Below are 16,324 nucleotides of genomic sequence, written 5' to 3'. Positions count from 1 at the left end.
GTTTGTTATTTTCTGATGACAAGATAGTGACTGAATGGCCCTTTTGCAAGTGAACAAAATGGGCAGATTTGTGGATAAGTTGGGGAGAAATTTTTGAGCCCTGCCTGAAGAGTCCGCCATTGCTGGCGCGACAATCCTGTCAATATCTGAGATACGATTTTCTTATATTTTTAAGAAAGGTGATCGACTGCCGGTTTATTAAACGTTAGAAAAAAACGCTATATTGATCTGGATAACTATTCTAAAAAATCATGTTCCGGCGTCGCTGCGAACCAACGCCCTAAAAACTAAGGTTTTAACACTCAAACTCGCCGTTCCCTAACGCAAATCACACCAGGCCACCCCAAAAAATGACTTGCAACTGCTAACAATTTAGCGTTGCCGTACTACCGGGAAGGCGCGCCGGGACAACATCAGAACCCTTCTTTTGTTCACTTTCTGAAAAATGCACTTTTGAGAAAAATGAGCCGTATTATAAATACATATCATGAATAAATGATGTTGTTTACATATTCTAAATTTATCATTAAGTGGCCTCCATGCCGCGTCAGTATTAACTTTCCCGCTCTTCATCAGGCGTGGGAATGAAATTGAATGATGTTCAATAAAGTGACGGTGTGTTTATTTTTAGCCTTTAACTTACTGCCATTGGCAAACGTTGTTTTTGCTGAAACCCTGCCGGCTTGTTCGGGTATGCAAATCACCGAAAGCTGCCATGCAAATGCTACCGCCCTGGGAAATGAAACACTCAACACCTACACCGTTGCCGATGGCGCTGAAATGCAGTTCTCCGGGCTGACGGTCTCAGACGCATCCGGCGGCGCTGTTCACCTGGACAGCAATACGTCACTGGCGATCATTCCTGAAAACTCTACCGGTTATAGCCTGTTCTCCCAAAATAAAAGCAATGGCAGCGGCGGGGCGATTTATGCCAATGAAGACTCTTCCGTTTATTTAGAAAACACGGGTTTTACGGATAATGTTGCCAATGATTATGGCGGCGCCATTTATATGAATGGTTCGAATGACCGTGGTGTGGGTGATCTCACCATTATCAATGGCGTATTTTCAGGCAATATTGCCAGTGAAGGGAAGGGCGGTGCCATCTATTCTCTGAATAATAAAGTTCGCCTGACGAATGTTTTATTTGAGGATAATCAGGCAAAAACCAGCGGAAACGGTAACAACGGAAATGGCAGCGGCGGCGCGATAGACGCCACTGACAATACGACAAATTCGCATGGCAACCTGATAATCACCAACAGCGAATTTACCGGCAATCAGGCAGAGGGGCAGGGCGGCGCGATTTATACTAACAGTGCATCCACACCGTTCCTCGTCGATATCAATATTGATGAAAACTATGAAGATAACGACGGCGTGGCCTATTACCACGATAATGTTGCGTACAGCTACGGTAATGATGCGGACGCGGCTGGCGGTGGTTTCATGTACCTCGGCCAAAGCGAGGCCGATTTTGATATTGCCAAAGATAAAACGCTGATCATCGGCAACACGGCTAATGACGGTGCTTATGACTCTATTGCGGGTGAAGGGGCTATTTTCAAACGCGGCGAGGGTGAACTGGTACTGAATGCTGATAACAGTGGCTTTACCGGCATCTTCCAGGTCTTAGAAGGTACGGTCACGCTCGGGCGTGACAACACCTTAATTAACGTCGGCGATACCCATTGCCAGGCTGAACCGGATTCCTGTCAGGGCATAATATTAGGCAGCGACTCTCCCGCGAATGATACCGCGATCCTCAATGTCGGCAGTACAGAGCAAACCTTCAAAAATACCTTTACCGGCTACGAAAACAGCACGTTGAATATTGATGACGGCGGCAATGTGATTGTTAACAGCGGCACCATGGCGGGTTCCACTTCCGGCGCAGGCGACCTGACCGTCGCCGAAAACGGCAGTTTCACGCTCAACGGCGCACAGTCCATGGGGCTGGAGGGCGACATTGTGGTGGAACAAAACGCTGTGCTCAGCGTTCAGGGCGATGCTGAAGACTTAGCGATATTGCAGGCCGATCCGCAGTCCATTGTGTTAGACGGCGGTGTACTGGATTTATCAGATATGTCGACGTTTAACGGAACAATGAATCAGATAAACGACGGCCTGACGATCACGGGTTCCGGCGGGACGGTGATTGGCAATGCCGATCTGGTTACGCTTGGTACGGGTAATGACTATCACATCGGTGACGGTACCTCAGCCGGTGACGGTGTGTATGTGGTGATTAATGCCGGAACCGGACGCGTCACGCTGGCAGATAACAATACTTATCTGGGCACGACGCAGATCGCTTCCGGGACATTGCAGGTCACCGGTAACTCTCAGTTGGGCGACGAAGCCTATAACCGTCAGGTCATTTTCACCGATCCGTCACAGGCCAGTACGCTGGAGATTTCTGCGCCGGGCGATACCAGCGGGCAGGTTGATACCACATCAGCACAAACCGGTAAGGCACGAGATATTGAAATGCGGGCCTCAGGGACGATGCAAGTGGACGACGGCGTGACCACGCAATGGGGCGGCTTAACCGCTGACAGTACCGGCGGGCAGGCAGACGTTGACAGCACGTTCACCAAAACCGGTAACGGTACGTTGATTCTGAACGATTCGGGCAACAGCCATTCCGCTGTGCGTGTCGAAGAGGGCAGCTTGCAGGGCGGCGCTGAAAATATTATCGCTGACGCCTCTTCATTGTATGTCGGTGAAAATGCCATGTTCGTCACCGGCATGGATCAGCAGGTGCGAAGCATCGATACAGATTCCGCTGGTACGGTGTTGATTTCCGATGACACTCAGCTGGTCCTGACAAATCAGGACACTTCCTCGGCGCTGGATGCCAGCCTGTTTACCGACACGGGCGGCACACTGGTGAATGCCACGTCCGGTATGGCGTTGCAAGGCACGCTGAACACTAATATGTCCCTCGACGCATTAACCTATTTATCCGGCGTGACGGTCAACGGCAGCCTTGATAACAGCGCAGGAACCGCCAGTCTGGAGAATGGCAAGGCTGGCGATACGCTGACGGTCAACGGTGATTACACCGGCGGCGGTACCGTGGTGCTGGAAACGGAAATGAATGGCGACGCATCGGCTACCGATCAACTGATCCTGAATGGCAATACTTCCGGTGATACCGCCCTGGCGATTGTGCCGGTCAGCGGCGTCGGGCAGGCCACAGAAACCGGCATCAAAGTCGTCGATTTTGCTGCTGATCCGCAAAACTATAATAACGCGGCAAATTTCCATCTGGCGGGCGATCAGCAATATATCAATATGGGTGCCTACGATTATTCGCTGGTGCAGGATAATCAGGACTGGTATCTGCGGTCGCAGGTGGTGACGCCTGATCCGCAACCTGAGCCCGATCCTGATGTCCAGCCACAACCAACACCGCAGCCACAACCTGTGCCAGCCTCTGGCGGGGAAGATTTTACCCCGGTGCTGAACCCTAAAACGGGCAGCTACGTGAGCAACCTGCGTATCGCCAATAATGCGTTCAGCATGACAGCACAAGATCACGCCGGTGCAGCGCATGACAACATCAAATTGCGTGTAGAGTCTGCGCATGAAAGTTCCACATTCAGCAACCAGATTGACAGCAGCAATGACACTAACGTCGCGCAGATCAGCGCCAATTTCCTGCGCGATAATGTGGGTGACGGCGAAATTCTGGCCGGTGTCGTCGGCGGCTACAGTAACAGCCACGGCGACAGCACCAGCGCGCTGACCGGGCGAAAATCAGATAATGATATTCAGGGCTATGCCGCAGGGCTGACCGCTTCCTGGTATCAGGATGCGCGGGATCATCAGGGCGCGTATCTCGACAGCTGGCTGCAATATGCCTGGTTTGATAACAGCGTCAGCGAAGACGGCACGGGTGACGATAATTATCACTCCTCCGGTCTTCTGGCCTCGCTGGAAGGCGGTTATCGCTTTACTCTGATGCAGGGAGAACAGTGGAACTGGACCTTGCAACCGCAGGCGCAGGTGACTTATCAGGGGGTGAAACAGAAAGACTTTACCGCCTCGAATCAGTCGAAAGTGACACAAGAAGGCGATAATAACGTTCAGACACGCTTAGGGCTGCGCAGCGAATGGGATATTCATACGGCACCGGCGCTGCATCTCAAACCCTTTATCGAAGCGAATTATCGCCATAACAGTGCGGAAACAGCGCTGAATGTCGATGGCGTGAGTTTTACCGACAACACCGCAAAAGACAGTGCGGAACTGAGTGCCGGGGTCAGTGGCAATCTGGGCGCAAATACCACGGTCTGGGGCAAGATCGGGCAACAGGAAGGGTCAGATGATTTTTCACAAACCGAAGCGTCAGTAGGTGTGAGTGTTCGCTGGTAAGTCAGTGGAATAGCTGCAACATAAAAAAAGGGTACAGCGCAAACTGTACCCTTTTTTGCAGGCAAAATATTACAGTGCCTGAGTATGGATCATGTAGTTCACATCTACATTTGGTCCGAGCTTGAAATGGTCGGTCAGCGGGTTGTAGTGCAGACCCATAATGTGACGCTCAAACAGCGATGTGCGGTCGATCATACCCAGCAATTCAGAAGGCTTGATGAATTTCTTGATGTCGTGCGTGCCCTTAGGCACCATTTTCAGCACATACTCAGCGCCGAAAATCGCCATCAGCCAGGCTTTATTATTGCGGTTGATGGTAGAGAAGAACACATGACCGCCGGGTTTCACCAGACGCGCGCAGGCGGCAACGACGGAAGCCGGATCCGGCACGTGCTCGAGCATTTCCATGCAGGTCACCACATCATATTGCTGCGGATGTGCGTCGGCATGAGATTCTACCGTTTCCTGTACATAATCGACTTTCACGCCACTTTCCAGCGCATGTAAACGCGCCACCTGTAACGGCTCACCGCCCATATCCAGACCGGTAACATTCGCACCTGCTACCGCCATGCTTTCACTCAAAATCCCGCCGCCACAACCGACATCCAGCACATTCTTGCCGAACAGGCCATCAGCGCGTTCGAGAATGTAGTTCAGGCGCAGCGGATTGATACGGTGCAGAGGTTTGAATTCGCCTTCCAGATCCCACCAGCGCGAGGCGACGGCTTCAAATTTGGCGATTTCTTCGTGGTCGATGTTTTGCGGTTTTGCAGACGGTGTGGTTGTCATGAGCGTGAGTAACTCCTTATCACTTGATTAGCGGATTATACATATTCCATCTGCTTTGGCTCAGTTTTGTCGTTTTGGTTAATGTTTATACGAAATGAAGACCTGCGTGCAAAGGTTTGAAACGCGTTGGATAATAGTACGCAAAAGGGGGCGGTTGTTTTCCACGTTTGGCTGGTTTGTGGTATAGTTTTACACCTTTGCGCTATATATGCCTACGTGGGCAGCGGCCATGAATAATCAGTAGAGGGATAGCAGCTCCATGAGCGACCTTGCCAGAGAAATCACACCGATTAACATCGAAGAAGAGCTTAAAAACTCTTATTTGGATTATGCGATGTCCGTTATTGTCGGACGTGCGTTACCAGATGTGCGCGATGGTTTGAAACCGGTGCACCGCCGCGTACTTTTCGCAATGAATGTCCTCGGTAACGACTGGAATAAAGCCTACAAAAAATCGGCCCGTGTGGTCGGTGACGTTATCGGTAAATATCACCCACACGGTGATACCGCGGTTTATGACACCATCGTTCGTATGGCTCAGCCTTTCTCACTTCGCTATATGCTGGTGGACGGGCAGGGTAACTTCGGGTCAGTGGATGGCGACTCCGCAGCAGCCATGCGTTATACCGAAATCCGCATGTCAAAAATTGCTCACGAATTGCTGGCAGACTTAGAAAAAGAAACTGTCGATTTCGTGCCAAACTATGACGGCACCGAACAAATTCCTTCTGTTATGCCTACGCGCATTCCAAACCTGCTGGTTAACGGCTCGTCCGGTATCGCGGTAGGTATGGCGACGAACATTCCGCCGCATAACCTTACCGAGGTTATCAACGGCTGTCTGGCGTACATTGAAGATGAAAACATCAGCATTGAAGGGCTGATGGAACACATCCCGGGGCCAGACTTCCCGACAGCGGCCATCATCAATGGTCGCCGTGGTATCGAAGAAGCTTACCGTACCGGCCGTGGCAAAATTTATATCCGTGCCCGTGCTGAAGTGGAAGCCGATGCAAAAACCGGTCGCGAAACCATCATTGTTCACGAGATCCCGTATCAGGTGAACAAAGCCCGTCTGATCGAAAAGATCGCCGAGCTGGTGAAAGAAAAACGCGTTGAAGGTATCAGTGCGCTGCGCGATGAGTCTGACAAAGACGGCATGCGTATCGTCATTGAAATCAAACGTGATGCGGTTGGTGAAGTGGTTCTGAATAACCTGTATTCACTGACGCAGCTGCAGACCTCTTTCGGTATCAATATGGTGGCACTGCATCAGGGTCAGCCGAAAATTCTCGGTCTGAAAGAAATCCTGTCTGCATTTGTTCGTCACCGCCGCGAAGTCGTCACGCGTCGTACCATCTTCGAACTGCGTAAAGCCCGCGACCGTGCTCATATCCTTGAAGCACTGGCCATCGCGCTGGCTAACATCGACCCAATCATTGAACTGATCCGTGCTGCACCGACGCCGGCAGAAGCGAAAGCTGGCCTGGTTGCGCGTTCATGGGATCTGGGCAACGTGTCTGCCATGCTGGCAAGCGCCGGTGATGACGCTGCGCGTCCGGAATGGCTGGAGCCGCAGTTTGGTATTCACGACGGGAAATACTTCCTGACTGAACAACAGGCGCAGGCAATTCTGGATCTGCGCTTGCAGAAACTGACCGGTCTCGAGCACGAAAAACTGCTGGATGAATACAAAGAGCTGCTGGTGCAAATCGCCGAGTTGCTGTTCATCCTGTCCAGCCCTGACCGTCTGATGGAAGTCATTCGTGAAGAACTGGAAGCGATCCGCGATCAGTACAACGATCCACGTCGCACTGAAATCACTGCCAATACGTCTGACATCAACATCGAAGACCTGATCAATCAGGAAGACGTTGTGGTGACCTTGTCGCATCAGGGCTACGTGAAATATCAGCCTCTGACCGATTACGAAGCGCAGCGTCGCGGCGGTAAAGGTAAGTCAGCAGCACGTATTAAAGAAGAAGACTTCATTGACCGTCTGCTGGTGGCTAACACCCATGACACCATTCTGATGTTCTCAAGTCGCGGACGTCTGTACTGGATGAAAGTCTATCAGTTGCCGGAAGCCAGCCGCGGTGCCCGTGGTCGTCCTATCGTCAACCTGTTGCCGCTTGAGCCGAACGAACGTATTACCGCCATTCTGCCAGTACGCGAGTACGAAGAAGGCCGTCATGTGTTCATGGCAACGGCGAGCGGTACCGTGAAGAAAACTGCACTGACCGATTTCAGCCGTCCACGCAGCGCCGGCATCATCGCCATCAACCTCAATGAGGGTGATGAGCTGATTGGTGTTGACCTGACTGACGGTAAAGACGAAGTCATGCTGTTCTCTGCGGCCGGTAAAGTGGTGCGCTTCTCTGAAGCAGCGGTCCGCTCTATGGGTCGTACGGCGACCGGTGTTCGCGGTATCCGACTGGGCGAAGGCGACAGCGTTGTATCGCTGATCATCCCACGCGGTGACGGTTGTATCCTGACTGTGACTGAAAACGGCTTCGGTAAACGTACTGAATCCACCGAATACCCAACCAAATCCCGTGCAACGCAAGGCGTTATCTCGATCAAAGTGAGCGAGCGTAACGGACCGGTTGTTGGCGCGATCCAGGTTGATGAAGCGGACCAGATCATGATGATCACCGATGCCGGCACACTGGTGCGTACCCGTGTTTCCGAAGTAAGTACTGTAGGTCGTAACACCCAGGGTGTGACGCTTATCCGTACCGCAGACGATGAGCACGTGGTCGGTCTGCAACGTGTTGCAGAACCGGTTGAAGACGAAGAGCTGGATGGCGTAGCCACCGAAGCGGGCGAACTGGAAGCGGCACAAGCAGCCGATTTGCCAGACGACGCGGAAAGTGAAGACGATCAGCCAGCTGACGACGAAGAAGAATAAGTTTTCTTCGTCAGATGACAAAAGGGCATAACATTGTTATGCCCTTTTTTATAACATCGTATTTTTTAGAAACTGCGACAATAGTGTATTCTGAATTCAAAACCTAACCCGCTCACAGAGCCGTAACATCAATGGTTAATCCTTGAAATATCTTGCTTCGTTTCGAACAACGCTAAAAATATCCCGCTATTTGTTCCGGGTGCTGGCGCTCATGTTGTGGACACTGGGTGTGTTGCTCACCACCTTCTATGTGCTCAATATTTTCCACAACAAAGAATCCGAAATCCGTGATGAAGACAACTTCAATTACGATCTCGCGCAGAGCTACATCAAGAATTCTAATGACGTCATGCACAGTATTAAGTTCATGGCGGAAAAACGGCTTAGCGATTCAATGAACGGGCTGGATATCATCAATGGCATGATCAGCACCAAAAACGTTCAGCCGACGTATCTTTCCCTTTTCCCAGAGTCCGATTGTTCGCAGATTAATGACAGCTACCGCAACTCCCTGAGTACGCTCGGTAACATGATCCATTACTGGAAAGATAATTTTTCCGATGCGTACGATCTGAACCGGGTGTTCTTCATCGGCGGAGCGAACCTGTGCCTGGTTGATTTTGGTATCAGCAGCGAACCGTTCGAACGCGCCAGTCAGGATCAGCTCAAGTCACTGCACGAAAAAATTCTGCAATACCGCAACGGCAAGAGCCAGGACAAAGAAAACAGCCTGTACTGGGTGTCGCAGGGCAGCAATAAAGATTCCGGTTATCTTTATGTTCTGACGCCGATTTATGTCGGCAATAAGCTGGAAGCATTGATGGGCATTCAGCAAAATCTTCGTATGGAAGATTTGGTCAATCCGAATGCGCAACACACCTCCGTCACGCTGCTGGATGCGGACGATCAGCCGCTGCTCAACATTTCTGAGGATAACCGAGCCACCGCGCCCATCGCTAATATCCCTGAGGAAAGCTCATTCTTTGGTTATGTGAATGGCTATAAAGATCTGGTCTATAAAAAGCCGCTGACGCCTTCCTCGCTGAGCGTGGTGTATTCGATGCCGTTTAATACCGTCATCGAGCGTTTTAAAATCCTGATATTCAACGCCGTGTTACTCAACATTTTCTCAGGCCTGCTGCTGTTTATTCTGGCGTGGGTTTTTGAGCGCAAAATGTTCTTACCTGCCGAGGAAAACGCCTTCCGTCTTGAAGAGCATGAGCAGTTCAACCATAAAATCGTGGCCTCGGCACCGGTCGGTATTTCGATTCTGCGTATCAGCGATGGCGTCAATATTCTGAGTAATGAACTGGCGCATAACTACATCAATATGCTGACGCAGGAAGACCGGCAACGTATTACGCGCATCATCTGCGATCAGCAAACAAATTTCGTCGATGTCATCACCAAGAACAATAACAACATCCAGCTCAGCTTCGTGCATTCGCGTTACCGTAATGAAGACGTGGCGATCTGTGTGCTGATCGACGTCAGTTCGCGGGTCAGGATGGAAGAATCTTTGCAGGAAATGGCCAATGCCGCCGAGCAGGCCAGCCAGTCGAAATCGATGTTCCTCGCGACGGTCAGCCATGAATTACGCACGCCGTTGTACGGCATCATCGGTAACCTGGATTTACTGCAAACGCAGGGGCTGCCGCAGGGCGTTGACCGGCTGGTGACGGCGATGAATAACTCTTCGGCGCTGCTGCTGAAAATTATCAGCGACATTCTCGATTTCTCGAAAATTGAATCCGAGCAGCTGAAAATTGAGCCACAGGAATTCTCATGCCGTGAAGTGATCACGCATATTGCCGGTAACTATTTGCCGCTGGTGGTGAAAAAGCGTCTGGGGCTGTACTGCTTTATCGAACACAACGTGCCGCTGTCATTTAACGGTGACCCGGTACGTTTGCAGCAGGTTATTTCCAATATTCTCAATAACGCGATTAAATTTACCGATACCGGCTGCATTGTCCTGAATGTCAGAACCTGCGGGAATTACCTCGAATTCCAGGTACGCGATACCGGTGTGGGGATCCCTGAACGTGAGATCACCCGTCTGTTTGACCCGTTCTTCCAGGTCGGTACCGGTGTACAGCGCCACTTCCAGGGGACCGGTCTTGGTCTGGCGATTTGTGAAAAACTGATTAACCTGATGGACGGTGATATCGACGTTGAATCCGAGCCGGGGTTGGGCAGTTCGTTTACGGTGCGAATTCCGCTCTATAACGCCACGTTCCCGTCGGGCGAGCCGCTGGATGACTGGCAGGATAAAACGGTCTGGCTGGATGTGCGTAATGCGTATCTGGAAAGCTATCTGATGCAGCTGATGCGCTACTACGGTGCGAATGTTCAGCGCTGCGAGGCGGAGCTGCAAAGTCAGCGTGAAGATGTGTTAATCACCGATACTCCGTTCATCCATAATGGTGAGCTGGCGGCGCAAATCGAGTTTTCTATCGATCATATCGGTCCGCCGGTCGAAACGCGTCCGGGTTACTGGGTTCACAGCACGTCAACGCCGCTGGAAATCACCGCGCTGCTGAATCGTATTTACCGTCTTGAGGCTGAAACGGAAGAGGGCATTCCGGCTCTTCCAGAAGCCACGGCGCAGGATTACAGCGATGTGACCTTGCTGGTGGTGGATGACCACCCAATTAACCGTCGTCTGCTTGCTGACCAGCTGGGAACCATGGGGTATATCGTGGTGACGGCAAATGACGGGATGGATGCGCTGGACGCCATGCGTGCGCATGAAATTGATATTGTGCTCAGCGACGTTAACATGCCGCGACTCGATGGTTATGGCCTGACGCAGAAACTGCGCGAACTCGGTCACACGCTGCCGGTGATTGGCGTTACCGCCAATGCGCTGGCCGAACAGCGTCAGCGTTGTCTGGAAGCCGGTATGGATAACTGTTTATCCAAGCCGGTCACGCTGGAAACCCTGCGCGATACGCTGCGTTATTACAGCGCGCTGGTTCGCAGAAAGCGCGACAGCTAAAACACCAAAACAAAAGGCACCGCGAAGGTGCCTTTTTCATTTCTTAATCATTTAGACTGAAACGTTAGTCTTTATCCACCGGCTGTGAGCTGACGGATGACAGGTAGTTCAGCAGGGCGATATCATTTTCAACGCCCAGTTTCAGCATCGCAGATTTCTTCTGGCTGCTGATGGTTTTAATGCTGCGGTTCAGCTTTTTGGCAATCTCAGTCACCAGGAAGCCTTCTGCGAACAGGCGCAGAACTTCGCTTTCTTTCGGAGACAGGCGTTTGTCGCCGTAACCGTTGGCGCTGATTTTTTCCAGCAATTTCGCCACGCTGTCCGGCGTGAACTTCTTGCCTTTCTGCAATGCAGCGAGTGCTTTAGGCAGGTCAGTTGGCGCGCCTTGCTTAAGCACAATCCCTTCGATATCCAGATCCAGAACAGAGCTCAGGATCGCCGGGTTATTGTTCATGGTCAGAACAATAATGGATAACTGCGGGTAATGGCGTTTGATGTATTTGATCAACGTGATGCCATCGCCGAATTTATCGCCGGGCATGGACAGGTCGGTGATCAGCACGTGAGCATCAAGTTTGCTTAAGCTGTTAACCAGTGCGGTGGAGTCCTCGAACTCGCCTACAACATTCACCCATTCAATTTGTTCAAGGGACTTACGAATACCAAACAGGACGATAGGATGGTCATCAGCAATAATTACGTTCATATTATTCATGTGATTAGCTACCTTGCTGGAGCAGTCTGGAGACAAAAGAATCAATGTGATTGATGGTTTCAGTAATCTGTAAAGCATCGCCATCTGCGATGTATTGCTCTAACGATTCACACATTTGCTTGCCTGGGGTCAGGTTCAGCATAGCGAACACCCCCTTGAGACGATGTGCTGTTTGTGAAAGTGACGTGAAATCACGACGTTGGTTCTCATTATACAGTTTCTCAAGATCTTCCGGTACTGTCTCGACGAAAAGCTGATAGTAATCGCTTGATTTTAACTGCTTTTCATAATAGTCGAGAGAGTCTTCACCGGGTTCTTCGGATGAAACACTGTCATCGGAAACAGAAAATTGCTGTTCGATTAACAGTAGGGTTGCGTCAATCAGCGCACTGCTGATGTTGTAATTGACGCGAATATAATGCTTTTCAAGCTGCTGGAAACCTGACTCATCATCAGTCAGCAAAAGCGTAAATTTGTCGCTGTTCTGCGGGTTATCTGTCAGTAAAACGTCGTATTCCCGCGCGACCTGCCGGTCATCAGCCACGATGCATACGGCACCATAGGCATTCATGGTCCGGGTGATAATACCGCGAACTTCTTCAGACGTGATGTCGAGCAAGACCGTCACATCATTCAGTAATTTCTCATGCTCAGCTTCAAGCTCCTGCGCTTCCTGACGCTGTTTAACACGTACAGTATAGCGTGTGCCAATATCTAGCTTGCTGCGGATTTCTAACTGGCCGCCAAGCTTTTTACACAGCTGATTACACAGGAAGAATGTCAGGCCGGAGCCGTGATTGAAACGGTCAACCAGTGTCTGGCTCAGGAAAGGATAATTCAGATTGCTTAATTCTTCCTTGGAAATTCCGCTACCGGTATCGTTAATGTGGAAAATCAACTGATCCGGACGATCTTCGTCCTGTTCGCTGGTCAGCGTCACTTTACCCAGAGAGGTGGTGACGATGGCATAATCGAGCAGCAGCGAAAGGATTTTCTTCACCGCCTGCACGTCGCCGACAAAGGTGGCTTCCGGGGCAATCTGGAAGTGATTGAGTAAGCCAAGACCTTTCTGGTTCAGGCGGGGCAGGGCTTCAAGCAACAGTTCATCAATCATGGCGGATAACACGTACTTTTCACCAGCCGGTTGCCAGTCCTGCGTTTCCAGCCGCGTCAGCAATGTGATGTTGTCTACCAACGTCAGCGCATTGCGCGATTCATTGAGCAGCTTGCCTTCCAGCGTCTGGCGCTCTTCCGGGCTTTGCTCTTCCACCAGCGCCACCGCCAGTCCGTTCAGCTCCTGCAATGGCTGATTCAGCTCAATGCCTAAATTGTGCAGCATCAGTTTACGGGCCTGCAGGTTTTTCTCAAACTCGCGTTTTGCCTGTTGCAGTGTGCGGTTCACCATCACTTCTTTGTCCTGATCATGAAGCATAAACAGGTAAGTTTCCGGTGAGATCTGACTGCGGATCATGCGGATTTCATAGACTTCGTTATTGACCGTGGCCTGAATGGTGCCGTGATGCTGTTCGGCCATATTGGCGATTTTATTCAGGCTCAGATGCGGTAACAGCTGGTCGGCAATTTTATTGCTCAGCACCACACTGTGATTGCTGAAGTTATACACCAGCAAACCGAGTGGCAGTCCGGAGATGATTTCCTGGTTCAGCGCCTGCTGCATCTGCAACTGGGCGGCCATATTTTCGCTCGGGCGGATGTACTGATGGCGGATAAAGTAAATGCTGGCCATCGCCAGACCCATCAGGAACAGATTAACCAGGATCAGCCAGAAGTTATTGCGTGAAAGGTCAACGACCAGACTGAACAAGGGAACATGATAGGTCAGCGACAGCGGCGAATTACTCAGCGGAACGTCAAACACCAGTGTCCAGCCCTGCATCACGATGCTGCTGGCCTCGGCGCTATCGTCTTCCGGATCCCCTTCATTTACCGCCGTGGTGTTGCCGTTTAACTGGAAATTATCCCGCGCCATGTTGTAGGGCACAAGATCAGTTATCGGTAAATCAAAGGCAATAACAGTCGCCAGATGTCCGGGATTATTAAACGTGGTGCGCAGGGAGAACGAGTAGTCGCTGCCCTGACGCGATTTTCTCAACGGGGAATAGCTTTCACGTTCATCCAGCGTATTGGCCTGTTGCAGCATTTCAGCGCGACGCGCCTGCAATGTGCTGGTGAATGCGTTTTCCTTCAGGCGCGAATCTTGTTGCTGCAAGGGAACGGTCGTCACCACCAGCATACTGTTATCCTGACCATTCAGGTAATACAGCGAGTAGGGCAGTGTGTTTGAGCCCCACTGATCATCCAGAAACGACGAGATTTTCAGGGTTAAATCCAGCGTAGAGCTGTCATGGGTGCCTAAAATAAGCGCATCGGTTTTTTTATGAGGTTTGGAGACAAGATACATGTCCTGACGCAGACGGATTTCCTGCGTACTGACCGCATCGGGTGTCATAGGCTGACCCGAATAGTTGTCATAAATCTGGTAGGTCATGTAACGGAATTTATCGATACGTTTTTGCAGCAGTTCGGCGGTGTTTTGCACCGTTCGCATCTTATCGTTCAGATAGGCATTGGTGTAATTGTAACCATACAGGCCCAGTCCCATCACCAGAAGGACAATGAACAACCAAAAGAAGCGCGTGATATTGGTCGATGTCAGCGATAAATATTTACCAGCCATGATGATGAGTTTTTTCCTTCATTCTTGTTATTACTCTTTACCGGACAACGGCTCTGGCGCAGGCGGTGACACAAAGCATCATCGCCGCTACGCAACCTAATGCAAAAGACAAACTACTGACCTGTGCGATAAAACCTATCAGCGCAGGGCCCGCCAAAATACCGGCATAACCCAGAGTTGTCACGGAGGCGATAGCCATGCTGGCAGGCATTGATGTCTGATTACCTGCCGCGCTGAACATAATCGGTACCAGATTCGAGGCACCAAATCCGATCATGACAAAGCCCAGACCGGCAATCCACAGATTATCCACCAGCGTCAGCAAAATCAGCCCGAGACTGGCACAAAGACTGCCGTACATCAGTACTTTATAACGCCCGAACGCGGCGATAATTTTGTCACCGGTCAGACGTCCTGCGGTCATAGCGACCGAGAAAACAGCGTAGCCCAGTCCGGCCTGATGTGCTGCAACGCCGCGTTCCGTGGTGAGGAACAGGGCGCCCCAGTCAAGCATCGACCCTTCGGTCAAAAACATCACAAAACATAAAAAGCCCAGCAAAATGACCCAGCCGCGGGGCAGGACAAAAATAGGGCCATCGCCATCATGACGGGTTTCGCGCCACAAGTGCGGGCTGGTTACCACCGTCAGAACGGCCAGTAAAATCACGACCAGCATCACCGACTCAAAAGGCGTCAGCCCGAAAAATAATAAACCGGTGACGGCCAGCGCGCCAAAAATGCTGCCCATGCTGAAAAAGCCATGAAACCCGGACATCATCGCGCGGCCGCTGGCTTTTTCAACCACAATCGCGTGGACGTTCATGGCCACATCAATCATGCCTATCGCCGCACCGAACACCAGCAGCACCACGGCCATACCGGCGGTGCTGTCCATCAGCGTCAGCAGGGGCAATGCCAGCAGCAGTAACACGCTGGCAATCAAAATCACGGTTTTACATCCCAGTTTTCCGGTGAGAAAACCGGTCAGCGGCATCGAAAAGGTCGAACCTGCGCCAATGCATAGCAACAGTAATCCTAATGTGCCGTCACTGATTGCCAGCCGCAATTTAACAAAGGGCACCAGCGGTGCCCAGGCGGCCATGGCAAAACCGGACAATAAGAAAATCAGCCGGGTGGCATGTTGTTGCGCTCTGCCCGGAACCGGCGCAGCAGTCAGGGGATATTCAGGTGACGAAGCTGTCGTCATCGGTTCTGGAGACATCTTTGGAAATTCCTTTTAGGCGTACCTTTCAGATATGCCTTTTCGATACAAAAACACTGACTCAGTTTCCACCTGTCTGACTGACCGGACACTTTATCAGAAAGCATAAGTTACTGTGATTGCACAAAGTCTTAATTATTTCTCAGGGCAATACATTAGCGATAAAAAATCTAAAACACGATCACACAATTGGTAAGTCATTTTGATGGGTGTTTCAGCGGGCTAATGCTTGATTTCATTAATAATGATCTGGCTTACTCTTTGCGTAAAAGTTAATAATATGTTGTTTTTTATGCATTTGTTTTAATTCTCAGTAAGCTAGATGACGATCCAATCCTCGTCAAACGGATGTTTTATAATTCATTGATGAAATTTTCTTGTCATGATGATTTGGTTTTTTTATAGCACTTATCCCAAATCATGCATATAACTTATGGAGTTTCGGGCAAAAACTACCGAAACAATGAATCATTAAAGTCATAAAAAATATCTTAATGTATTCACCACGCTTTAATTTGTTCGATTTGTAGTCTATGGCATTCCCTGACACCAGTTGGAAGTATACCCATTTTTTTTAATGGTCTTCACATCACGACACACCG

Annotated in this window: 7 protein-coding genes; 3 read left to right on the top strand and 4 right to left on the bottom strand. The window is 50.6% G+C overall.

Features of this window, described 5'->3' with window-relative positions:
- The first annotated feature begins 594 nt into the window (after positions 1-594).
- Entirely contained in the window at positions 595-4,383 is a 3,789-nt protein-coding gene (locus CKQ54_RS18025; protein WP_120162052.1) for an autotransporter outer membrane beta-barrel domain-containing protein, read from the top strand.
- 69 nt (positions 4,384-4,452) lie between these two features.
- Here CKQ54_RS18025 and ubiG read toward each other — a convergent pair whose 3' ends face one another.
- On the bottom strand, positions 4,453-5,175 hold the full coding sequence (gene ubiG, locus CKQ54_RS18020) for a bifunctional 2-polyprenyl-6-hydroxyphenol methylase/3-demethylubiquinol 3-O-methyltransferase UbiG (RefSeq protein ID WP_112289498.1): 723 nt from the start codon (positions 5,173-5,175) through the stop codon (positions 4,453-4,455).
- Positions 5,176-5,434: 259 nt separating this feature from the next.
- Between ubiG and gyrA the strand changes: the two genes are divergently transcribed.
- Together gyrA and rcsC are read left to right on the top strand one after the other, a co-directional pair.
- Complete coding sequence (gene gyrA, locus CKQ54_RS18015; protein WP_112289497.1) at positions 5,435-8,086, top strand: DNA topoisomerase (ATP-hydrolyzing) subunit A; 2,652 nt, start codon at positions 5,435-5,437, stop codon at positions 8,084-8,086.
- Positions 8,087-8,228: 142 nt separating this feature from the next.
- Complete coding sequence (gene rcsC / locus CKQ54_RS18010) at positions 8,229-11,087, top strand: two-component system sensor histidine kinase RcsC (protein ID WP_120162051.1); 2,859 nt, start codon at positions 8,229-8,231, stop codon at positions 11,085-11,087.
- 64 nt (positions 11,088-11,151) lie between these two features.
- Here rcsC and rcsB read toward each other — a convergent pair whose 3' ends face one another.
- From rcsB to CKQ54_RS17995, 3 genes are read right to left on the bottom strand one after another with little or no spacing between them, the layout of a single operon-like run.
- Positions 11,152-11,802 (bottom strand): response regulator transcription factor RcsB, encoded by a 651-nt coding sequence (rcsB, locus tag CKQ54_RS18005; protein ID WP_013574620.1) that lies wholly within the window; start codon positions 11,800-11,802, stop codon positions 11,152-11,154.
- A gap of 4 nt (positions 11,803-11,806) precedes the next feature.
- Entirely contained in the window at positions 11,807-14,500 is a 2,694-nt protein-coding gene (rcsD, locus tag CKQ54_RS18000; RefSeq protein WP_120162050.1) for a phosphotransferase RcsD, read from the bottom strand.
- Between the two features lie 37 nt (positions 14,501-14,537).
- A complete protein-coding gene (locus CKQ54_RS17995) occupies positions 14,538-15,707 on the bottom strand; it encodes an MFS transporter (RefSeq protein ID WP_112289502.1) in 1,170 nt (389 codons plus the stop codon).
- Positions 15,708-16,324: the final 617 nt, after the last annotated feature.

Origin of the sequence: Rahnella variigena (assembly GCF_003610915.1) — a bacterium.
In the GTDB taxonomy this organism is placed as follows: Bacteria; Pseudomonadota; Gammaproteobacteria; order Enterobacterales; family Enterobacteriaceae; genus Rahnella; species Rahnella variigena.
Note: the sequence above shows the minus strand (reverse complement) of the source record. Positions and strands in the feature narration are given on the sequence as shown.

Excerpts from the sequence above, each read along its gene's own strand:
- CKQ54_RS18025 (WP_120162052.1), top strand. The coding sequence starts at position 595 with ATGATGTTCAATAAAGTGACGGTGTGTTTATTTTTAGCCTTTAACTTA.
- gyrA (WP_112289497.1), top strand. The coding sequence starts at position 5,435 with ATGAGCGACCTTGCCAGAGAAATCACACCGATTAACATCGAAGAAGAG.
- rcsB (WP_013574620.1), bottom strand. The coding sequence starts at position 11,802 with ATGAATAATATGAACGTAATTATTGCTGATGACCATCCTATCGTCCTG.
- rcsD (WP_120162050.1), bottom strand. The coding sequence starts at position 14,500 with ATGGCTGGTAAATATTTATCGCTGACATCGACCAATATCACGCGCTTC.
- CKQ54_RS17995 (WP_112289502.1), bottom strand. The coding sequence starts at position 15,707 with ATGACGACAGCTTCGTCACCTGAATATCCCCTGACTGCTGCGCCGGTT.
- ubiG (WP_112289498.1), bottom strand. The coding sequence starts at position 5,175 with ATGACAACCACACCGTCTGCAAAACCGCAAAACATCGACCACGAAGAA.